Here is a 21,928-nt window from a genome sequence, read left to right as displayed (position 1 = left end):
CAAGATAGGAAATGTTGTTTTGGGAATGTGAATAGGGCAGGAATAGGGCAGGGACAGGTCGCGACCTGTCCGTACGTTAGTGATTATTCGCAAAATAATTTATATTTCGTTACGATTTGTGTACAAAATAGAAAATGTTGTTTTGGGAATGTTAATACGGCAGGAACAGGTCGCGACCTGTCCGTACACGAGCCAATGAATCCGTATATGGAATGGAATGAATATGGTTCTATTGCACAAAAACAATGGAATTGGTTGGATAATCAGTATGCGTATGTTATTTTACATTCTTTTATAGTAATGCCGAATCATGTCCACGCAATTTTGGAAATTGATAGTAATTTGATTTCTGATTGTGAAATAAAAATAAAATCAGTATCGGAACTAATTGGTGCTTATAAAACGACCTCATCAAAACAAATTCATTTAGCCGGTTTGTCTGATTTTGCCTGGCAGCGTTCTTTTCATGATCATATAATTAGAAACGATGGGTCTTATGAAAGAATTTATAATTATATCGAAACAAATCCTGAGAGGTGGAATACAGATGCGCTTTTTGAAAAATAAAATTATTGTTTAAAACAATTCCAACTGTGTTGGGGCATTACTATTTTCCTGTTTGGCTTTTCCTAAATAGTTGATAATCATTCCAAATTGTTTGTCGGTAATACGTAAAACACTAACTTTTCCTAACGAAGGAACGAGTCGGTTAATGCGTTTTTCATGAACATCAGCACTTTCTCCACTCGCACAATGCCTAATATAAACTGAAAATTGCATCATGCTAAAGCCATCTTTTAAGAGATTTCCTCGAAACTGAGAGGCATTCCTTTTGTCTTTTTTAGTTTCTGTAGGCAAATCGAAAAACACGAACAGCCACATTATTCGGTATCCGTTAAGTTCCATAATTTAGGATATTTAATTTTTTTTCGGTGACCTGTAAAACAGTGCTGGAGCGAACTAGCCGTTTTTTGCAATCCTACCATTAAAGGGCTTTTTTCTTCTTTGAAATAAACAGTTTGTGTCAGCATTTGTAATAGTTCCGCTTTTATTGCGGTGTTTAGTTCTTGTTCTTGATACCGGTTCATAATATCAAAAACTTTTTCGTCAACAATGGGACGAAAAGGTTCCATAATATCATCAGCAAGTGCAAAAGCATTGTATTTACTTTTATGATGAATACCAAGTGTATTCAATAATCCGCTTCCGGAAAGTGCTCTAGCTGTAGCGGCTCTTAAAATAGCATACCCGTAGTTTAAAAAATTGTTGGGATAATCACCATAACGTTCTCTTTTTATGCCATTTTTTGCATGATTAGGTAACGGAAAATTTTTCCAATATTGTTGTGCAGCAACGCCTTCCATATTTGTGGTGTCACCGCTTAATACTTTGCTAGCCAGAAACTCAAACGTATTTTTATTTTCAGTTATTTTTGCTAACAATTCCCCTTGATTTTTAATTTTTTCAATAATAGTTTGTTGCCATAGTTGTTTTTTCAGAGGAATTGAAGCTTCGATTTGATTTTTGAATATTTCCTGCTGAATGTGATGGCTGTTGAGGTTGAGTAACATTCCATTGGGTAAGTGGTTGCTACCACAAATAATAATAGCAGTATTATTTTCTACAATTAAGTTCATAGCAGGAATACTCAGATAAATTTCAGCATGATCGAGTACCAGAAAACCAATGTCTTCTATTGGAATGGTACTTTCTCTTATTTCTGATTTTAGTATTAGCTGTTGGTTTTTTGTCGTGATTGAGGATTTATTTTCGATAAGAATTGTTCTTTTGATCATAATTTAAGCCGTTAAATTAATTGCAAATATTTGATTATCAATCAAATTAACATATTTAATAATCAGTTATTTTACGGGAAACCTCAATCTGCCTTTTAAATTGCTGATATAAAAAAAGCGTCTCGTTTTAAAACAGTTTGATGCTGTTTTAAAACGAGACGACCTAAAGAAATTTTAATACTAATTATTTAGTTTAAGCGAGAGTTAAAACAATAATCTTGATTACGCTCGATTTGACAAGAAATAAACTTCTTAGTTATTTATTCCAAATCTTCCACGCTTTCTCTGCTTGAAAAATAAGCATATCCAAACCATTTTTGATTTGTGCTCCTTGCTGTTTGGCTTTTTTTAGGAATTGTGTTTCTGCAGGATTGTAAATCAAGTCAAATGCAATGTGCTTTCCTGTGAAAAACTCATACGGGATCAATGGAAACGCATCCACATTTGGACTTGTTCCTACTGGAGTCGAGTTGATGATGATTTGGTAATTGTCGAATGTTGTTGCGTTGATTCGGTTATACTCAATCGCATTTTCTTTAGCTTCTCTCGACACAAAAGTATAAGGAATGTCCAGTTCATCCAAAGCAAAAGCGACTCCTTTAGAAGCTCCTCCTGTGCCTAAAATCAAGGCTTTTTTGTGGTGCGGTTGCAACAGGGGTTCTAATGATTTTTTGAAACCATAATAATCGGTATTATACCCTTTCAACGTTCCTTTTTTGGTAATTTTGATGGTATTTACAGCGCCAATTAATTCCGCTTTTTTAGATAATTTATCCAGAAACGGAATGACGGTCTCCTTGTATGGAATAGTTATACTTAACCCTTTTAAATTTAAAGTGTTTTTTAGTATCTCTGGAAGTGCTGTTATTTCTGGAATATCAAAATTTTCATAGGTGCAACCAGTAAAATTTTCATTGTTAAATTTATCGGTAAAATATCCTTTAGAAAAAGAATAACTAATATTGCGACCCAGTAACCCAAAACGTTTTCTAACTGTTTCTGTCATTATTTTTTTTTATGTTTTGCAATGTAGTTTTGCACCATTTTTTTGGCCCAAACTACTGGAAATAAATCTTCTAAAAGGATGTAATTATCAAAATTTAATCGTAAGGCATTGCTTAAATGGAATTTTGCTTTTGTATTATCTGTTAGCATAAAATACAATCCTGCTAAGCGGTATTCAACTTCATTTTCTTCCGGAAAATATTCTGAAGCTTGTAATAAGGTTTGAATGGCACTTTCGAATTCTCCTAAAAATTGTAGAATATCCACCCAGAATAACCAGGTGTCAAGTTCAGTATCGCCAAATTCAACTGCTTTCCTGTATCCAAATTCAGCTTCTTCAAAGAAGTTCATTTGCTTATTGATAGTCGCAAAGCGTTTCCAATACAAGCGATTTTGGTTGTCAATCGCTAATGCTTTATTGACATAAAATAATGCTTTTTGGTAATTTTTTTGACGTACGTAAAAGTCCGTGATGGCAATCCAACCTTTATCTAAGAGTGGATCTTCATGCACTGTTTGATTGAAATATTTTAAGGCTAAAGCTTTGTTTCCTAATCTTTCATAACATTTTCCCATTCGAAGTAACGCATACGAAGTTGCATCATCTAATTCAATGGTTCTGCTATAACTTTCTATGGCTTTCTCGTATTTTTTTAATCGTTCAAAAGCTTTTGCTTTTTCCATGAAAGCACCAAGGAATTCATCATCAATTAAAGTAGCGTAATCAAAGGCACGAATCGCATTTTCATATTCTTTTACACCATAATGCAAACGGCCCAGTTGGTGCCAGGCAATTTCGCTGTATGGATTTTTGTCAATGTATTTATTTAAATAAGTAATCGCTTCTTGGTTTTGATCTAAAAATTCAAAACAATACACTACGTTATACAAAGCGGATTGGTCTTCCAGATCTTCTTCTAAACACTTGATGAAGCTTTCTTTTGCCAGTTCAAGATTGTCCATAAAAAGATATTCCATGCCTATTAAATTATAGACATCAGCATAATCATCTGTGTATTTTAACGCGGTTTGTAATAATTCAACCGCCTTTTCGTGTTGGTCTCTTTTGGAGCAGATATTGGCTTTTTGAATGTAAATTTCTTCATTGGTTGGTTCAATGGCATACAACTCGTTCAATAGCTTTTCGGCTAGTTCGAGTTTGTCGTCATAAACTAGCATTTCCACCTGAACTAATTTTAGTCCGGTAGATTTTGGGTGCTGTTCTAATGCCAGTTTGAGTGCTTTTTTTGCTAAAGCGGCCTTACCCATATCGAGGTAATGAAGAATAATTTCTTCAAATTCTTCGGAGTCAAAAAAGAGTACTTTGTTGGTTTTCAACATGGACTCAAATTTAGACAATGATAAGTTATAGTCTTCTTCTTCGTTGCTTAATTGCATACTGTGTGTTTTTAATTTGGCCTAAATAAATTTAGGGAATCGTGCGTGTACTGCGAGGGAAAGTTGGAATTGTTGTGAACAATTTAATTAACAAAAAAAGAGGTAGTTTAAACGTATGCCCTAGCCCTGATAAGAGTGGAAATCCTTTTGCTTTTTGCTGACAAAAAGTAAAAGATTAAAACGGATAGCAGGAATAGCTCCCAATTTTTTTAATTGTTTTGAATAGGTATTTCAATATGTATCCAATAGTACAACTTCTGCTATCAAAAATCGTTAATCATTTTTCTTCAATCATTATTCCATCCATTACTTCTAATATGATGCTGCAACCTTCTCGTATCTCTTGTTCAGAAATGGTAAGCGGTGGCGTAATTCTTATGGCGCAATCTTCAAATAATAACCAGAATAAAATGAGTCCTTTGTCTTGACATTTAAGAATCACTTCGTTTGTTATATCGGCACTTTGGGTCATTGCAGCCAGCATCAATCCTTTTCCTCTTATATCCTGTATCAAAGGATGTACCAAAAGTGATCTGAATAGCTTTTCTTTCTCCATCGCCTCATCCATGAGATTGGTCTCGGTAATTTCCTGCAAAGTAGCCAAGCAGGCTGACGCAATGACAGGGTGGCCTCCAAAAGTCGTGATATGACCCAGTTTTGGATTATCGCTCAACAAATCCATCATTGCTGATGAAGCCGTAAAAGCACCTACAGGCATGCCACCTCCCATTCCTTTTCCCATAACTACGATATCAGGAACAACATCATAATTTTGGAATCCAAAAAGTTTTCCGGTTCTCCCAAAACCTGGCTGAATTTCGTCCAGAATCATTATCGCGCCCACTTCAGTACAGCGTTGACGAACTTTTTTAAGGAAATCATTATGCGGCTGAATAAATCCGGCGCCACCTTGAATGGTTTCCAGAATAATTCCTGCAGTTTTGGTCGTTATTTTTTGTAAATCGGCTTCGTTGTTGAAGGTAATAAAATCAACATCAGGTATCAATGGACGAAAAATTTGTTTGCGTTCTTCAAATCCCATGACGCTCATAGCACCCATTGTATTGCCATGGTATGCGTTATGACACGAAATCAATTGGCTTCTTCCGGTAGTTCTTCTAGCTAGTTTTAAAGCACCTTCAATGGCTTCTGTTCCTGAATTGACCAAATAAGTTTTATCTAAAGGTGCGGGCAGGAGCGAGGCTAACAATTTGCAATACTGAACCGCCGGACTTTGTGAATATTCGCCATAGACCATAACATGAGAATATTTGTCTAACTGATCCTTTATGGCTTGATTGACTCTAGGATGTTGGTGTCCCAATGTGCAAGCGGAAACTCCCGCCACAAAATCCAAGTATTTCTTAGAATTAGTATCGTAAATGTAAGAGCCTACAGCATGCGAGACTTCCATACCCAATGGATATGGTGAGGTTTGTGCTTGGTATTTTAAGAAATCGTTGTTCACGGTTATTTTTTTAATCTTTTATTTGTTAAACTGAGAGAATAGTGACTGACCAGTATACCTAGCAGACTGACCACTAATCCCAAAGAGTCAGGACTGCTCACTGATCACTTACTTCTTCTTCTTCTTATCGTAATTCAGAGTTTCTTTTCGGATTTTCATAGGAATATCCTCTTTGGCCTCTGCCGCTTTAGTTGCTTTATCTATTTTATCGTTGTCTTCATTTTCTTCGGCAGGAAAAATATCGTCCTTGGATTTTATTCGTTCCTCTCCTCGCCAAAGCAGTCCTCTTAGAATACGTGCATTTTCTGGCAACTCTTTCTCTGGATAAATATCGCCATCCACTTGCTGGAAAAACGTAATAGTTTCTATCGCATTTTCTTCTAAAATAAGATTGATTTTGCTGCTTACATTCTTATTGATACCAATGAGTTCCTGAGCTTCGTTGCGCATGTAATAAATGACTTCGGCATTCTTTATTATATCAACATCATGGAGTTTTCCGTCTTTAAATTTCCCATAGAGATTTTGACCCTTGACTTGATTATATCCAGTTCCTATCGTGTCTTTGGAGACTATAAATGTGTTATTGAGTACTTTGAGCGAATCTAATTTTTGGGTATTGTTGTCTCCTATGAGATGCATGACATCTCCTGTGATTTGGTTTTCTGCGTTCCAAAGTATTGGATTTCCAATCATTTTGGTCAACGCTGTTTTAGAACTTGAATGAATCGAATCACATTTTCCGCTCATATCAGTTTTGAAAAACCGGACATTGTTAAACGCTCTGATAATTCGGTTTCCTTCTTTTCCAGTAACCATTAATTTTTTTCCATGGATGTAAACCGAGTCATTTTCGACAAAATTCACGGCAACAGCTCTTTTGGTTACGTACATAGAATCCAGTTTTTTATACACCTCAGCATAATGCCCTTTTATAATTCCGCGATTGATGGAATCCGTTATTTTTACGTTTCGCGTTGCCGATGCAAATTCCCGATTTCGGTCATAGTACAAACTGTCGCCTTTAATCACCCGATCATCGTATTTGATGTACGATTTATTCAGGAAATGAGCCAGATTTTTTTTGGTATCATAAAATCCTTTTTCGGTATATATATAATTGGCTTTACTGGTAATTGTGGATGGTCCAAAAAGATACGAATGCCCGGAATTACTGAAATAATCCAAGTGATTTGATTTAATTACATAGGTTGGATTAGTAATAGTAACAGCTGTAAGGAATTGGAATTTCTTTTGTTTCACATAATATCTTCCTGAATTGCTTTTTAGCGTATTGTCTTTATTGGTAATTGTTCCTGGCGTATCGTAAAATACTTCTTGAGTGTTTCGGTCAAAATTAATAATCTCTGTTACCAAAGTCGCATCAGGGGAACTCATTACGGCATCTCCGGAAGCATAGGCTTTTTTTACATTTCCATTGTATTCCGCATATTTACTGTTTAGGAATAAAGTGTCACCTTGCACCATTTGAACATTGCCAAAAGCCTTGATGTAGTTTTCTTTTTGAAAATAATACGCTTTATTACAAGTCATTATCACGCCATCATGATTGACACGTACGTTCCCAATCAGCAATAATGCATCCGGTATTTCTACCTGATTTACATCGGCAAAATCTGAGTTTTCTACAATAATTTTTTTTGGAGCTTGCGCCAAAACTAAATTAGCAGTGAACAGTATGAAACAATAACGAAGGAAAAAAAACGATTTTTTCAATGGATTTAATTTTTGTCAAATTTATGAAAAAGGATACAATCCTAATCCATATTAGGATTTATTTATAATTAGTCAAAAGTGCATGATAAACGATGATTTTTCCTTTTTAAAGTTATCAACAAATGCGGCAACTCCTTCGTTGTAGTTTGTTCTAATGGAGAGATGATTATATAATTTCAAATAATATAGAGTTCTTTATATTTAAAAAATATTAAATTTAAAAATTGATATTCATTTTAGTATCAAAAGAATTAAAATCAGCATAAATAATTTTATATGATGAAAAAAACAACTATTGTTGCCGGTATAAGCGTAGTGCTTTTGGCGACAGCCTGTAAAACGAAAGAGTTAAAAATGAATACGGAACAAAAGGAGTCAGTTTCCCATAAAAAAGAAGTGGTGTATCAGGTTTTTACCCGATTATTTGGGAATAAAAATACGAACAACAAGCCTTGGGGAACCATTGAAGAAAATGGAGTAGGAAAGTTCAACGATTTTACAAATACGGCCTTAAAGGAAATAAAGGATTTGGGAGTTACTTATATTTGGTACACCGGAGTTCCGCATCATGCTGTGATTCGAGATTATTCCGCTATTGGAATTTCTAATGATGATCCGGAAGTGGTCAAAGGACGAGCCGGTTCTCCTTATGCCGTAAAAGATTACTACAATGTGAATCCAGATTTGGCTGTAAATCCTGAAAATCGTTTGCAGGAATTTGAAGCTTTAGTTGTGCGAACTCACCAAGCTGGATTAAAGGTGATTATCGATATTGTTCCCAATCACATTGCGCGAAAGTATGAAGGAAAAAGTAATCCGGTTGGTGTCAAAGATTTTGGTGCAGATGATGACACGACCGTTGAATACAAAAGAGACAATAATTTTTATTATATTCCAAATACACACTTTGAAATCCCTGACACAGACAAGCCATTAAATGGAGAAAAGAATCTGTTAATTGATGGAAAATTTGTAGAAAGTCCAGCAAAATGGACTGGTAATGGTTCTCGTATGGCAAAACCAGATCGAAATGACTGGTACGAAACCATCAAAGTAAATTACGGTATTCGTCCGGATGGTTCCAAAGATTTTCCGGAACTTCCTGCTGGTTTTGATTCCAAATCCTATCAGGAACATTTCGATTTTTGGAGAGGAAAAGATGTTCCAAACTCTTGGGATAAATTCAAAGACATTGCCTTGTACTGGACGGCAAAAGGAGTCGATGGTTTTCGATTTGACATGGCCGAAATGGTGCCGTATGAATTTTGGAGTTATATGAATTCAGCCATTAAAGTAAATAATCCGAATGCTTTTTTATTAGCCGAAGTCTACAATCCTAAAGAATATAGAAATTATATTCATCTAGGTAAAATGGATTATTTGTATGATAAAGTAGAAACGTATGATAAATTGAAAGATATCATTCAAGGAAAAGCTTTGCCTGATGGCTTATCTGACATCCAAAACGGAATTTCAGATATTGAGCATCACCTGTTGCATTTTCTGGACAATCATGATGAACAACGTTTAGCAAGTCCGGAATTTGCGGGAACGCCGCAAAAAGGGAAGCCTTTGATGGTGGTATCTACAACCATAAGTACGTCGCCTACGATGGTTTATTTTGGACAGGAAGTAGGAGAGGCTGGAAATGAAAATGCTGGATTTGGTACCCATTCCAGAACGTCAATCTTTGATTATATAGGTGTTCCCAATCACCAACGCTGGATGAACGGAGGAAAATTTGATGGTGGTCAGTTAACGCAGGATGAAAAGGACTTGCGAGATTTTTATAAAAAATTATTGAATTTCTCTTTGAATAGTACTGCTTTAATGGGGAAATACCAAGAAATACAAACGGTGAATCGCCATACGACTCAAGGATACGATTCTGGAATTTATGCATTCACACGCTGGTCTGATACGCAAAAATTAATCGTTATCACTAATTTTTCCTGGCTTACTACTAGCAATTTCGAGTTAAAAATCCCTTCAGATGTAATCCAAAAATGGAATTTGAAAGACGGAAATTATACACTTACGGATCAATTATACCATAAAAGTTCTGTTGATCTGAAAGTATTCAATGGTGAAGGAAACGCGAAAATTACAATAGCACCTTCAGAATCGTTTATTTATCAATTGTAAAGGATTTTTAGTTAGCAAAAGGATAAAAAAAAGCTGATATAAATTTATATCAGCTTTTTTTTAGCTCAAACGAATACTATTTTTTTGTTACAGCATCATAATTTTCTTCTATTTTTTTCCAATTAATTACATTAAAAAAAGCATCAATATAATTTTTTCTTCGGTATTGGTAGTCTAAATAATAAGCGTGTTCCCATACATCTAAAGCTAATATTGGAGTTCCGGGAACAACTGCATTACGCATCAAGGGATTATCCTGATTAGGTGTGCTGGTTACTTGTAATTTTCCGGATTTATCTAGAATCAACCATGCCCAACCGGAGCCAAATTGTTTTGTCGCTTCAACTTTGAACGCTGTGGTAAAGTTTTCAAATGAATCAAAATCTCTGGTAATTGCTTCAGCCAATGCATTTGATGGTTGACCTCCCCCTTTTGGCGTCATGCATTTCCAATACAAAGAATGATTGTAAAAACCTCCTGCATTGTTGCGAAGTGTGGGGTCATTTGGATCTAATTTACTTAATACTTCCTCAATTGTCAGATTTTCAAGTGGAGTTCCTAAAATAGCCTTGTTCAAATTGTTAGTATAAGTCAAATAATGTTTGGAATAATGGATTTCTAAAGTAGTAGCTGATATGTTTGGAGCTAATGCATTATACCCGTACGGAAGTTTTTCCAGTTGAAAAGAACCTTCGTTAGCCTTTACGTCCTCCGGAATTCCGGTTAATACTTTCTCTTCGGTCGTAGGTAAGGGAACTTCAACGACTTCGGTAAATTTTTTTTTATTACATGAAATTATGCCAATCAGTAGCAGTATAACTGGAATTAAAAAATATAACTTTTTCATAATAATACTATTTTTTTAACAAAGAATAAATAGTTTCAATGTACTGTTCTTTGGCCTCATCTGGGGTAAGGTGGCTGATTTGCATCCATGCATTGGTTTTAAAAGCATCTCTCAAATGGTAAGTAGAAGTTTGTTTTAGATCTAAAGTTCCAAAAGTAGCTTGTTTGTAAAAGGCATAAAGTCGCAATTGAACATCTTGCGGTAAAGATGCCTGTGTCATCGATGAAGCTATTTTTACAGCTTCCAGAAATTGTAGCTCTAATTCTTTTTCATTCATTATCTTTTGGTAGCAATAATAGTTTTACCTCCAATTGCCTTTTGATTCAATTCAACATTCACTTCTGTTCCTAATGGTAAAAAGAGATCTACTCGTGAGCCAAATTTGATAAAACCGGCATCAGTTCCCTGAATAACCTGCATTCCTTCTTCAGCGTAATTTACGATTCTTCGCGCTAAGGCTCCGGCAATTTGACGGTATAGTACTTCACCAAAGGTTTTATTTTCGATGACAATCGTAGTTCTTTCGTTTTCCTCGCTTGCTTTTGGGTGCCATGCTACTAAAAATTTGCCAGGATGGTATTTGCTGAATTTTACAATTCCGCTCAATCCATAACGGGTGACATGCACATTAATGGGCGACATGAAGATGGATATTTGCAAACGTTTGTCTTTAAAATATTCGCTTTCATACACTTCTTCAATAACCACAACTTTACCGTCTACCGGCGCAAGAATTTGGTTTTCAGTGATGATTACGGTTCTTTTTGGATTTCTGAAAAATTGCAATATGATGATCAAAAGTAACAGCGCTGCTATTTGTATGGCCATTTTGAGCCAGATGGTGTCTATGAAATTATCAGACAATAAGAGCACAACGGCAGTAAAAATAGTGCCTAATAAAATAGATTGGGTTCCTTCTTTATGAAACATAGTTTAAAATTTGATAAAATAAAAATATAATTGGTGCTACAAATATAACACTATCTAGTCGATCTAGGATGCCTCCGTGACCAGGCATTATTTTTCCGCTGTCTTTGACACCGGCAATTCGTTTGAATTTAGATTCAATTAAGTCTCCTATAGTACCTGCAATTCCAACAATAACAGCTATTGAAGTCCAGATTAGTATGGATCGTTCACTAAATTCAGGGTTGGCTTTTATGTAGTACTTCGAGATCAAATAACCGGCTAAAATAGCAAAAATGATTCCGCCTAAGAACCCTTCAATTGTTTTTTTGGGCGATATTTTTTCAAATAATTTGGTTCGGCCTATTGATTTCCCAACAATATAAGCAAAGGTATCATTAGTCCATATTAAGATGAATAATCCAATTATAATTTTGGGATTATAGTCATTTATTCCAAATGAAATTTTAGTAATAAATACAAAAGGCAAAATGATGTAACCTAGTAAATACAAGTATTTTGATGAAGTGCTTATTTTTTGAATGTTATCATAAAATAAGAAAAGGATACATTTTATAGATACAACTAACGCTATAACCAGTAAAACAAGATCTAGTTGCTGTATGTTTATTGAAATTTCTAAATTAGAATTAAATAGCTGATTGAGGGTATCCGTAGTGATTTTATTATAATGGCTTACTAAAGTAACAGCTGTATACAAGGTTGCACCAAAAAGAACCGGTAAAATTTTATGTATTTGAATTAAATGACAAAATTCATAAATGGCAATTAGTAGAAAAATACCAAAAAGAATAAAAAAGCTTTCAGTAGAGTATAAAATAGAAGCAAGTAATAATAGGATATAAACAGCTCCCGATATACCTCGTTTTAGAGTTTCATTCATCTTACAGATCTTCTAAAAGCAATAAATAAAGATTTTTTGCAGAACTTCCGTATTGCGTGAAGTCTTCTTCTTTGGCTTTTTCGAAATATTTTATAGTAGTAATATTAGTAGGATAGTCCCTTTCATATTTCTTTTTTATAGCGCTAAGTCCATCGCTTTTGGCTTCAAGAATTTGACTTGTATTTGCTAAAATTATAATGTTTGTAGGTAATTCGTTTGGTTTGTCTTGCTTAATTTGTTTTGAAGAAAACAATATAGATCCTTCGTCAGAAATTAAATTTTCACAACTGGCCAGTAAAAATGAAGGATTCTTTGGTTTAGAGAAACTTAATTTATTATCCTCAAGCATACTATAAAGTTCTGGTTCATAGCATAAAACTTCACTTTCGAACCAGTCATTCTCTTCAAGAATATTTTCAAAGTGTTCTTTTACTTCCTCTGCATTTTCACAGTATAAAAACTTACCTCCATTTTTTTTAAAATTACTGATAAATTTTTCATCTATAGAGATCGTGCTATCAGCATTTGTTTTACTAAATTCACTTTCTTTATCTTCCTCAGAAGCCGGATTAATTGAACCAAAAATTTTTCTAAAAAGACTCATATCGCTGTCAACTGCTTTAATTTATTACTTGAAAACGTTCAAAGATAAAAAAATCTTAATTCAAAAGTAGTTTTTGAATTAAGATTTTAAAAATAATTAAATATTTAGATGTTTCTAAGACACTACTTCTTCAAGATTTTTATCAAATGTTCTTTTTCCGAATATAGCTTCTAAATCATCTTTAAAAATAACTTCTTTTTCGATCAAAATATTTGCAAGCTGATTCAGTTTGTCTTTGTTATCCTCTAAAATTTGAATGGCTCTTTGGTATTGGCCTTCGATTAGTAATGATATTTCTTCATCAATAACTTTAGCCGTTTCTTCAGAATATGGTTTAGATAAATTATATTCGCTTTGGCCAGTTGAATCATAATAGGTAACATTTCCTATTTTTTCATTCAAACCATAAACCGTTACCATAGCACGAGCTTGTTTGGTTACTTTTTCTAAGTCACTTAGCGCTCCTGTCGAAATTCTATTGAAAGTTACTTTTTCAGCAGCTCTTCCACCCATAGTAGCGCACATTTCGTCAAGCATTTGGTCAGGACGTACAATTAAACGTTCTTCCGGCAAATACCAAGCGGCACCTAGGCTTTGTCCTCTTGGAACAATTGTTACTTTTATTAGTGGTGCTGCGTGCTCAAGCATCCAACTCACTGTAGCATGACCTGCTTCATGAATAGCGATTGCTCTTTTTTCATCAGGTGTTACAATTTTATTTTTCTTTTCCAGACCTCCTACAATTCGATCAACTGCATCAAGGAAATCTTGTTTGTCAACTGCTGTTTTGTTATGCCTAGCTGCAATCAAAGCGGCTTCATTGCACACATTAGCAATGTCTGCACCTGAAAATCCTGGAGTTTGTTTGGCTAAGAAGTCAGTGTCTAGTCCTTCCACTTTTTTCAATGGCTGTAGGTGTACTTTGAATATTTCTGCACGTTCGCGAATATCGGGTAAGTCAACAAAAATTTGTCTGTCAAAACGTCCGGCACGCATTAAAGCTTTATCTAATACATCTGCTCTGTTTGTAGCGGCTAGAACTATTACATTTGAATTTGTTCCAAAACCATCCATCTCTGTCAGTAATTGGTTTAATGTATTTTCACGTTCGTCATTTCCTCCGGACATGTTGCTTTTTCCTCTGGCTCTACCTACGGCATCAATTTCATCAATGAAAATGATTGCAGGAGATTTTTCTTTGGCTTGTTTGAACAAATCACGCACACGTGATGCGCCCACACCTACAAACATTTCTACAAAATCAGAACCGGATAAAGAGAAGAACGGTACTTGAGCTTCACCAGCTACAGCTTTAGCCAATAATGTTTTACCGGTGCCTGGAGGTCCTACGAGTAAAGCTCCTTTTGGTATTTTTCCTCCCAAGTTAGTGTATTTTTCAGGATTTTTCAAAAATTCAACAATTTCTTGAATCTCTTCTTTCGCTCCTTCTAAACCAGCAACATCTTTGAAAGTAGTTTTAATATCTGTTTTTTCGTCAAATAGTTTTGCTTTGGATTTTCCAATATTAAAAATTTGGCCACCACCACCGCCGGCTCCACCAGACATTTTTCTCATTATAAAAATCCAAACGGCTATAATAATTATAATTGGCAATAAACTGATTAGAATATCTGACCAATTACTTTTTGCCAAGAAATTAAAATCGTTTAATTTACCTTTAGCAACTGCTTCTTCCAGTTTTTTTTGAAATATTTGATCGTTACCAATATTAAAAACGTAATGTGGTCCTTTATTGGGTCTGTCAAAAACATCTTTCGAAACTTTCTTGTGTGCTGCATCTTTCATTGCTGCCGCATTCAGAAAAACTTCAGCTTCGGTTTTGTTATTTACAACAACTTTATCGATCTGACCTTTCTCTAAGTAGTCGTTAAACTTAGACGAGGTTAATTGTCCAGGTTCATTAAGACTGGAGCCATTAGTTATAAAACTTATAAATAAGAAAATTAATAATATTGCAGCATAAATTAGCCAAGGGCTTACTTTAAACTTATTCGGATTTGGATTATTTTCTTTAGCCATTACTACGGATTATGTGTCTTTAGTATTTGTTTTCTATGGTTGTTATTTTAGCATCGCCCCATAAACTTTCGATGTTGTAGTACTCTCTAATATGTTTTTGAAATACATGAACCACTATATTCACATAATCCATTAATACCCATTCTGCATTATCAGTTCCCTCAACATGCCAAGGCTTGTCTTTTAATTCTTTTGAAACGGTTTTTTGGATGGAGTTGACTATGGCATTAACCTGAGTGTTTGAATTTCCATTACAGATTACAAAATAGTCGCAAACTGCAGTGTCTATTTCTCTTAAATCAAGGATAGTGATATCATTCCCTTTTACCTCTTCTATCCCTTTAATGATGTTCGCTAACAGAACGTCATTGTTTATAGTCTTTTTCGCCATGAATTATTTTTAATATAAGTTTGTAAAGTTACCATTTTTTGTGATTATTTTTGAACCTTAACACAATATTAAATTATGTTTCACAAAAAAACGTATAGTAAGCTAATCAAACTCGATGCCATAGATTCTACAAACGAATTCCTTAAAGGGTTATCGAACAAACAAGATCTCGAAAACTTTACTGTTGTTACCGCTGAGAGTCAAACAAAAGGAAAAGGACAAATGGGAGCTGTTTGGGTTTCTGAACCAAGTAAAAACTTAATAATGAGTGTTTTGGTCAAGGATTTTTTAGCAGATATTTGTCAGATTTTCAGCTTAAATATTTTGGTTTCACTTGCCGTAATTGAAGTTTTACAATCGCTTAAGATTCCTGATCTTAGTATCAAATGGCCGAACGACATTATGTCATATAATAAAAAAATAGGTGGCATTTTGATAGAGAATAGCATCAAAAGCGACGGAACAATTGTTTCTGTTGTAGGTTTGGGACTCAATGTAAATCAAACTAATTTCGAAAATTTAGCAAAAGCTTCCTCTTTGGCCGTGATTTGTGCAACTGAATTTGATAAAGAAGTACTTCTTTCCTCAATTGTTACATCCTTAGAAAAAAATAGAGCATTATGGAATCAGCAATCCAGTATTTCTTGGAACAAATACACAAACACATTATACAAAAAAGGAATTCCCATGGCCTTTTCAGCTCAAAATAACAGTAACTTTATGGGAATTATTCAGGGCGTTTCGGTAGCGGGGAAACTTCTGGTTCTTCTGGAAGATGATCGAGTCGCTGAATTTGACATCAAAGAAATTCAAATGTTGTATTAAATGCTAAAATTCATAAATAAATTTTCTCTTAAATAAAACCGCATCAGTGCATTATTGTACAGCAGTTCGTATTTAGATTGGATTAATCCAGCCTGAGAAGTATTAAGTAAGTCAAAAGTTTAAACTTCATAAAGTCAAAAGTAGCACTATCGTAAACAGTAGTTTTAAATCAATCTGTTGCGTCATTTTGTCTAATTTTAAAACCGTACATATACAATGGTTATTACTTAGTTAAGATTGTTGTCAATTTTATTGAATAATTTTTTATAATATTTTTGAGAAATATTTTTTTAGTAAATATTATAAATGGTTTTAATTGCGCTTATGCTGTAATCCTTACTCTTTAATGGGGATCGGTAATTGGCATAGGAGTTGGTATTTGTCTTTGGTTAAGGATAACATAAATTCAAAATACACAATTAATGTATTAATAATCAGTAATTTAATCATAAATAATGGTTAATTTTTTTTTATGACTATCCGTTACTAATATCAATGCGTTTTATTTTGTCATTTCGACGGAGGAGAAATCACATCAGTTGCTCTCGTTATGTGATTTCTCCCGTTGGTCGAAATGACAACAGAGCTGAATTTCATTTGTAAAATTTAGTTTGGTACAAGTAACGGACAACCATATATTTTTATACCCACGACGAACCAACAAACTTGATAAAATGACAATTTCTTATTAAAAAAAAGTCTCTTAGTGTATCCTGAAAGACTTTTAAATTATTATTATATTGTTACTATTTAAACAGTTTTTACAATTTATTCATATTGGTTGCTAAAGTTTCTATAAATTTTCCAATTGGTCCTTTTATCATCATGGCCATCATAGGGTTAAATTCTCCTTCAAAATCAAGTTTTACAGCACTGGATTGCTCTGTTATAGCCTCAATATTTGCTATAAGAGTAAATGGAAGTTTGTCACTTGCAGCTCCCAAAATAATTTTTACAGGCGCTACTTTTTCTTTCATTTTAAGTTTGATTTCAGGCATGCCTTTTAATCCAAAAATAAATGCATCATCACCAATAACCTCAAATTTAGCAATGTTTTCAGGCATTAGTTTTTCAAAATTTTTTACATCGCTTAATAAATCAAATAATTCTTGAGCGGATTTGGGTACAGTAACTTTTGGACTTTCTAAGTTCATGTTTTGTAGGATTTTATTTTTTATTTTTTTAAACTTAAATGTTCCAGGTAGACGGATTTACATTCCATTCTCTTAAAGTTTGTTCTTCTTCTTCAGTAATGTATCTTTTGGCTACAGCCAAATTTAATAAATTTTGATAATTACTTAAAGTGTATAAATCTACATGTGCGCTCTTGAAATTAGTTTCAGCTACATCAAAACCATACGTAAATATCGCGGCCATGCCCTTGACATTGGCTCCTGCTTCGCGCAGCGCTTCCACGGCAAGTAAACTACTGTTTCCGGTACTGATTAAATCTTCCACCACTATTACATTTTGCCCTTTTTGTAAAAAACCTTCGACTTGATTGAGTCTCCCGTGTTTTTTAGGTTCCGGACGCACATATACAAACGGGACTCCTAAACTTTCAGCAACCAGCATACCAATTCCTATTGCTCCAGTGGCTACACCGGCAATAACATCTGGTTTACCAAATTGTTTCTGAATATTCTTGGAAAATTCATCCCGGACATAATTTCGTACCGCTGGAAATGAGAGGATTAATCGGTTGTCACAATAAATAGGCGATTTCCATCCAGAAGCCCATGTAAAAGGATTTCTTGGATTCAATTTAATTGCATTTATTTGCAAAAGAAATTCGGCTGTTTTTTCGGCTGTATGTTTATTAAAAATCATAGTACAAATGTATAAAGTTTTTGTTAACGACAAACCACTTTTTTTAACAAATCACATCTCCAAGGAGACCGATTTTCAATTATTTTTGCTGGAAAGCATTGATATAGAGCAACTTATAGTAAAAATATTTCAAAATAAAATTAATAAAGCCTATTTATACCATCCGGATGAAAGCTTGATTATGAAGACTTTGAAAGCAAAAATCCCAGTTACTAAAGCAGGAGGTGGCTTGGTGTACAATAAAAAAGGAGAAGTTTTATTCATTTTTAGAAATGGAAAGTGGGATTTGCCCAAAGGAGGAATCGAAAAAGGAGAGGAAATTGAAAATACCGCCATGCGTGAAGTAGAGGAGGAAACCGGAGTCAATGGCTTGACAATTTCCCATAAACTTCAAAAAACGTATCATGTTTTTAGACGCAACGGCAAGTACAAACTAAAAATCACACATTGGTTCGAAATGCAATCTGATTTTGAAGGAACACCTCATGGACAATTAGAAGAAGGAATTGATAAAGTAGCTTGGATGAATCCGGAGCAAATTGAGGAAGCTTTGAAAAATTCTTATGAAAATATAAAATTATTATTTGAAGAAGAAAAGCACTTGAGATAGTACTTCATTTTGTCTAAAGATAAGCTGATTGAACAGTTTTGAACTGATTTTTAAATTGGCATAGTAAGTTAAACACTAATTTTACTAATTTCCACGAATTAATCTGTTGGAATTCGTGAAATTTGTGTGTGTAATAAACATTTTAACGAGCGTTTTTTTATTTTAAAACACGATACACAGGATAGCGTAAATGTGCCTTTTCATAATAAACGGAATGTTTGTAGATCCAGTCCAGTTGCGCTTCCGGATTTTTGATAAAGGTAACGTCACTTTGTCTTTTTAAATCAAATTCGGCTTTTAATTTTGGATTATCTTTTAAAATTTTTATTGCAGAATCTTCAAAAACATAACCAGAATAGCCTTCTTTTTGTTGCAACATGGTATCGAAAAAATTCCAATTGAAAAAAGAATCGACGGCCTCTGGTTCTAATGTTTCCAGTATGTATTTGATTCCTTTTTGCTGTGTAGGAATTACGTAATCTCCTTTGGCAAAAGTCACTTTCTCCATTTTTGATGTTACCGAAGTGTTTCGGTGTAAATAATGCCCTTCGTATGCGGAACTTGCCGTTTTGAAATCCGCAATTCTATAGCTTTCGACTTCAATTATAGTATCCTTTTTTAATTGGCGATAGGTGATTGTATTGCTCTTTAATAATTCAATTACAGGCCAAAATCCTCTCGGAATTATATATGCCTTTGGTATTACTATCTCTTTTACCGATTTAAATTCCTTACTGTACGGAATGTCTTTTTTGTACGGTTTTGTTTGATCATAAAACAAACGGTTTCCGGAGGTGACGTCGCTTTTTTTGTAACTGGCTTCATAGCCTAAAAACGAAAAAGGAATCGTTTTTGTACTGTCAATTTCCCATTTTATCGTGTACGATTGTTGTGGTTTATACTGCTCTTCATTTTTTAATCGCAGTTGTTTGATTTTTTTGTAATTAGCATCTGTAAAATCAATTACGGAACGCATGTATTCATACGTCACTTTCACGCGATCGGCATATTTTTTAAGCATGTGTGTTTCCACCACAAAACCAATGGTATTAAACAATGAAGTATAACCGGTTGCGAATCTTGGGCTTTCAAAAAATTGACCAAAACCTTTGTCCGGTGTGTCCTGAAAAGCATTTACATAGGGCGTAGTTTCGATATTCTTTTTTTGTAAATCCTTAACTAAAGCAGGCATCATTTCAGTATTTAAAAAATCACCTAAAACAGTTCCTAATTTATTATGTTGGGTCATAATATACGTCAGTTTGTATTGGTAATCCGCGCCATTGCTGACGTGATTGTCAATAAAAACATCTGCATTTACTTTATGGAATATTTCTACAAAGCTTTTCGTGTTACGGGTGTCTGATTTGATAAAATCTCGATTCAAATCGTAGTTTCTGGCATTACCACGAAAACCATAGATTTCAGGTCCGTCCTGATTGGCTCTTGAAGTGGAGTTTCTGTTTAAAGCGCCGCCAATATTGTACACCGGAATACAAACGATAATGGTGTTTTTTGGCACTTTTATTTTGCCTAACGCTAAATCTCTAAATAGTTGCATAGAAGCGTCAATTCCGTCAGGTTCCCCTGCGTGAATGCCGTTATTGAGCAGAATTACCGCTTTGTTTTTTTGGATGACTCCAAAGTCAAATTGCTGTTCCGGATTAAAAATAACCATGTGCAGAGGCTCACCACTATCCGTTAAACCCATTTTTCGCATTTCGATAGTAGGGAAATCATTCGCCAGAAGTTTGAAGTACGCAATTGTTTCTTGGTAAGATGCCGATTGATTTCCATTACCTTTTTCGAAAAAAGTATCGTATTTATTGTTTTTTTGTGCAAAAGCACTGATGAAGAATAGTAAAAAAAGGAATGTGAAAAGTCTCATTTTTCGGTTTTTTAAATGGAATATCAAATGTAGCTTTTTTTAGACAGCTGTAGAAATGAATGTAAGAAAAGGAAATACCCGATTGAAAAAAGAATGAAAATACAAAATTCATAACTGAGAATTAAAAATTACCTTTGTCCAAATAAAAAAAATGAATAAGAAACACCATTCCAACAATATACTTTTAAATTTAGGCATCGAAAGCTTGAACAAAATGCAGGAAGTAGCACAAGATGCAATCTTGAATGACAATAATATTTTATTACTTTCCCCAACAGGTTCCGGAAAAACTTTGGCTTTTTTGTTGCCGATCTTAGAAATGTTACAACCCGAAATTCAATCGGTTCAATGTTTAATTTTGGTTCCTTCACGCGAATTAGGATTGCAGATTGAGCAGGTTTGGAAAAAAATGGGAACCGATTATAAAGTAAATGTGTGCTATGGCGGACATTCCATCGATACCGAAATCAAAAACTTAAGTAATCCACCAGCTGTTTTAATAGGAACTCCGGGAAGAATCGCGGATCATATCGACAGAGGCACTTTCCGAGTAGATAAAATTCAAACCTTGATTTTGGATGAGTTTGATAAATCGTTGCAATTGGGTTTCCATGAACAAATGTCTTTTATAATTGGAAAATTAACGAAACTCAATAAACGCGTTTTGGTTTCGGCCACTTCCGATATTGAAATTCCACGATATACAAGAGTCGTAAACCCGACTATTTTGGACTTTATTCCAGAAAACGTGGCCGAAACGAATCTTTCGATGAAAATGGTCGTTTCGAAAGAAAAAGATAAAATAGGAAGTTTATTCAACTTGATTTGTTCGTTGAAATCACAATCGGCAATTGTTTTTTGTAATCATCGTGATGCTGCAGAGCGTATCAGCGAGACGTTGAACGAAAAAGGAATTTATGCCACGTATTATCATGGCGGAATGGATCAGGACGAAAGAGAACGCGCCTTAATCCAGTTTAGAAACGGAAGTGTAAGTTATCTAATCACAACTGACTTGGCTGCTCGTGGACTCGATATCCCTGAAATGAATCATGTTATTCATTATCATTTGCCATCTAAAGAAGACGAATTTACCCATAGAAACGGACGTACAGCACGTATGCTAGCTTCTGGTACGGCGTATATTATTGCTCATGAAAGTGAGAAAAAAATGGATTACATCGATTACGGAATGGAAGCTTTGAAAGTGGAGAATTCCACTTCATTGCCAAAACCACCTGAATTTCAAACGATTTACATCAGTGGCGGAAAGAAAAATAAATTGAATAAAATTGATATCGTAGGTTTCTTTTCCCAAAAAGGGAAATTAGAAAAAGACGATTTAGGTTTGATTGAAGTGAAAGATTTTATCTCATTTGCCGCGGTGAAATTCAATAAAGTGAAAGATTTACTTCACGCCATCAAAGACGAAAAAATGAAAGGCAAGAAATTCAAAATCGAAGTCGCTAGAAAAGTGATTAAGAAAGAAGAGGAGTAATTAGTGATCAGTAGTCAGCTTTTAGTGATCAGTTTA

At 34.4% G+C, this 21,928-nt stretch carries 21 protein-coding genes; 5 read left to right on the top strand and 16 right to left on the bottom strand.

The genetic code is table 11. The features are described from left to right. On the top strand, nt 1–567 hold a 567-nt coding region (locus tag EKM00_RS05470; protein WP_370453920.1), incomplete at its 5' end, for a transposase. A 9-nt stretch (nt 568–576) separates the two neighbouring features. Here EKM00_RS05470 and cas2 read toward each other — a convergent pair. The 6 genes from cas2 to EKM00_RS05440 form a co-directional block, all read right to left on the bottom strand. Continuing rightward, nucleotides 577–906: a CRISPR-associated endonuclease Cas2 gene (gene cas2, locus EKM00_RS05465; RefSeq protein ID WP_126455227.1), complete on the bottom strand. Its 330-nt coding sequence runs from the start codon at nt 904–906 to the stop codon at nt 577–579. Continuing rightward, nucleotides 882–1,796 carry a type II CRISPR-associated endonuclease Cas1 gene (gene cas1 / locus EKM00_RS05460; protein ID WP_126455229.1) on the bottom strand — a complete coding sequence of 305 codons (915 nt, stop codon included), beginning with the start codon at nt 1,794–1,796 and terminating at the stop codon, nt 882–884. Before cas1 ends, cas2 begins: the two co-directional genes overlap by 25 nt. Before the next feature lie 256 nt (nt 1,797–2,052). Continuing rightward, entirely contained in the window at nt 2,053–2,802 is a 750-nt protein-coding gene (locus EKM00_RS05455) for a shikimate dehydrogenase family protein (protein WP_126460530.1), read from the bottom strand. Beyond that, nucleotides 2,802–4,199, bottom strand: coding sequence for a tetratricopeptide repeat protein (locus EKM00_RS05450; RefSeq protein WP_126460534.1), 1,398 nt, complete (start codon nt 4,197–4,199; stop codon nt 2,802–2,804). Before EKM00_RS05450 ends, EKM00_RS05455 begins: the two co-directional genes overlap by 1 nt. 277 nt (nt 4,200–4,476) lie before the next feature. After that, complete coding sequence (locus tag EKM00_RS05445) at nt 4,477–5,667, bottom strand: aspartate aminotransferase family protein (protein ID WP_126515516.1); 1,191 nt, start codon at nt 5,665–5,667, stop codon at nt 4,477–4,479. Nucleotides 5,668–5,775: 108 nt separating this feature from the next. Beyond that, nucleotides 5,776–7,404: an OstA-like protein gene (locus EKM00_RS05440; protein WP_126515515.1), complete on the bottom strand. Its 1,629-nt coding sequence runs from the start codon at nt 7,402–7,404 to the stop codon at nt 5,776–5,778. 276 nt (nt 7,405–7,680) lie between these two features. On the opposite strand from EKM00_RS05440, the gene EKM00_RS05435 reads away from it, so the two are divergent. Then, entirely contained in the window at nt 7,681–9,549 is a 1,869-nt protein-coding gene (locus tag EKM00_RS05435) for an alpha-amylase family protein (protein WP_126515514.1), read from the top strand. A 76-nt stretch (nt 9,550–9,625) separates the two neighbouring features. On the opposite strand, the gene EKM00_RS05430 is transcribed toward EKM00_RS05435, so the two are convergent. The 7 genes from EKM00_RS05430 to rsfS form a co-directional block, all read right to left on the bottom strand. Further along, nucleotides 9,626–10,396: a superoxide dismutase gene (locus tag EKM00_RS05430; RefSeq protein WP_126515513.1), complete on the bottom strand. Its 771-nt coding sequence runs from the start codon at nt 10,394–10,396 to the stop codon at nt 9,626–9,628. Between the two features lie 7 nt (nt 10,397–10,403). Further along, nucleotides 10,404–10,673, bottom strand: a complete 270-nt coding sequence (locus EKM00_RS05425) for an acyl-CoA-binding protein (protein ID WP_126455810.1) — start codon at nt 10,671–10,673, stop codon at nt 10,404–10,406. Next, nucleotides 10,673–11,326, bottom strand: a complete 654-nt coding sequence (locus EKM00_RS05420) for a phosphatidylserine decarboxylase family protein (RefSeq protein WP_126460552.1) — start codon at nt 11,324–11,326, stop codon at nt 10,673–10,675. The genes EKM00_RS05425 and EKM00_RS05420 overlap by 1 nt, the downstream gene beginning before the upstream one ends. Next, nucleotides 11,316–12,206, bottom strand: coding sequence for a phosphatidate cytidylyltransferase (locus EKM00_RS05415; RefSeq protein WP_126515512.1), 891 nt, complete (start codon nt 12,204–12,206; stop codon nt 11,316–11,318). The genes EKM00_RS05420 and EKM00_RS05415 overlap by 11 nt, the downstream gene beginning before the upstream one ends. Before the next feature lies 1 nt (nt 12,207). After that, nucleotides 12,208–12,810 (bottom strand): lactate utilization protein B/C, encoded by a 603-nt coding sequence (locus tag EKM00_RS05410; RefSeq protein WP_126455816.1) that lies wholly within the window; start codon nt 12,808–12,810, stop codon nt 12,208–12,210. Between the two features lie 114 nt (nt 12,811–12,924). Then, nucleotides 12,925–14,850, bottom strand: a complete 1,926-nt coding sequence (gene ftsH / locus EKM00_RS05405; RefSeq protein ID WP_126455818.1) for an ATP-dependent zinc metalloprotease FtsH — start codon at nt 14,848–14,850, stop codon at nt 12,925–12,927. A 19-nt stretch (nt 14,851–14,869) separates the two neighbouring features. After that, entirely contained in the window at nt 14,870–15,241 is a 372-nt protein-coding gene (rsfS, locus tag EKM00_RS05400) for a ribosome silencing factor (protein WP_126455820.1), read from the bottom strand. A gap of 75 nt (nt 15,242–15,316) precedes the next feature. Between rsfS and EKM00_RS05395 the strand changes: the two genes are divergently transcribed. Then, nucleotides 15,317–16,066, top strand: a complete 750-nt coding sequence (locus EKM00_RS05395) for a biotin--[acetyl-CoA-carboxylase] ligase (protein ID WP_126515511.1) — start codon at nt 15,317–15,319, stop codon at nt 16,064–16,066. Nucleotides 16,067–16,827: 761 nt separating this feature from the next. On the opposite strand, the gene EKM00_RS05390 is transcribed toward EKM00_RS05395, so the two are convergent. Then, the gene (locus EKM00_RS05390; protein ID WP_126515510.1) at nt 16,828–17,220 is read right to left on the bottom strand and encodes an SRPBCC family protein; all 393 of its coding nucleotides are present in this window, start codon (nt 17,218–17,220) and stop codon (nt 16,828–16,830) included. 34 nt (nt 17,221–17,254) lie between these two features. Then, entirely contained in the window at nt 17,255–17,896 is a 642-nt protein-coding gene (pyrE, locus tag EKM00_RS05385) for an orotate phosphoribosyltransferase (protein ID WP_126455824.1), read from the bottom strand. A gap of 7 nt (nt 17,897–17,903) precedes the next feature. Here pyrE and EKM00_RS05380 point away from each other — a divergent pair, with 7 nt between their 5' ends. Continuing rightward, the gene (locus EKM00_RS05380; protein WP_126515509.1) at nt 17,904–18,506 is read left to right on the top strand and encodes an NUDIX hydrolase; all 603 of its coding nucleotides are present in this window, start codon (nt 17,904–17,906) and stop codon (nt 18,504–18,506) included. A 157-nt stretch (nt 18,507–18,663) separates the two neighbouring features. Here the strand turns inward: EKM00_RS05380 and EKM00_RS05375 are convergent, their stop codons facing one another. Beyond that, nucleotides 18,664–20,394 carry a M14 family metallopeptidase gene (locus EKM00_RS05375; protein ID WP_126515508.1) on the bottom strand — a complete coding sequence of 577 codons (1,731 nt, stop codon included), beginning with the start codon at nt 20,392–20,394 and terminating at the stop codon, nt 18,664–18,666. 151 nt (nt 20,395–20,545) lie between these two features. On the opposite strand from EKM00_RS05375, the gene EKM00_RS05370 reads away from it, so the two are divergent. Further along, a complete protein-coding gene (locus EKM00_RS05370; RefSeq protein ID WP_126515507.1) occupies nt 20,546–21,892 on the top strand; it encodes a DEAD/DEAH box helicase in 1,347 nt (448 codons plus the stop codon). Nucleotides 21,893–21,928 lie beyond the last annotated feature (36 nt).

This window comes from Flavobacterium sp. RSP15 (assembly GCF_003968755.1).
Lineage (GTDB): Bacteria > Bacteroidota > Bacteroidia > Flavobacteriales > Flavobacteriaceae > Flavobacterium.
This window is presented reverse-complemented; position numbering and strand designations above follow the sequence as displayed.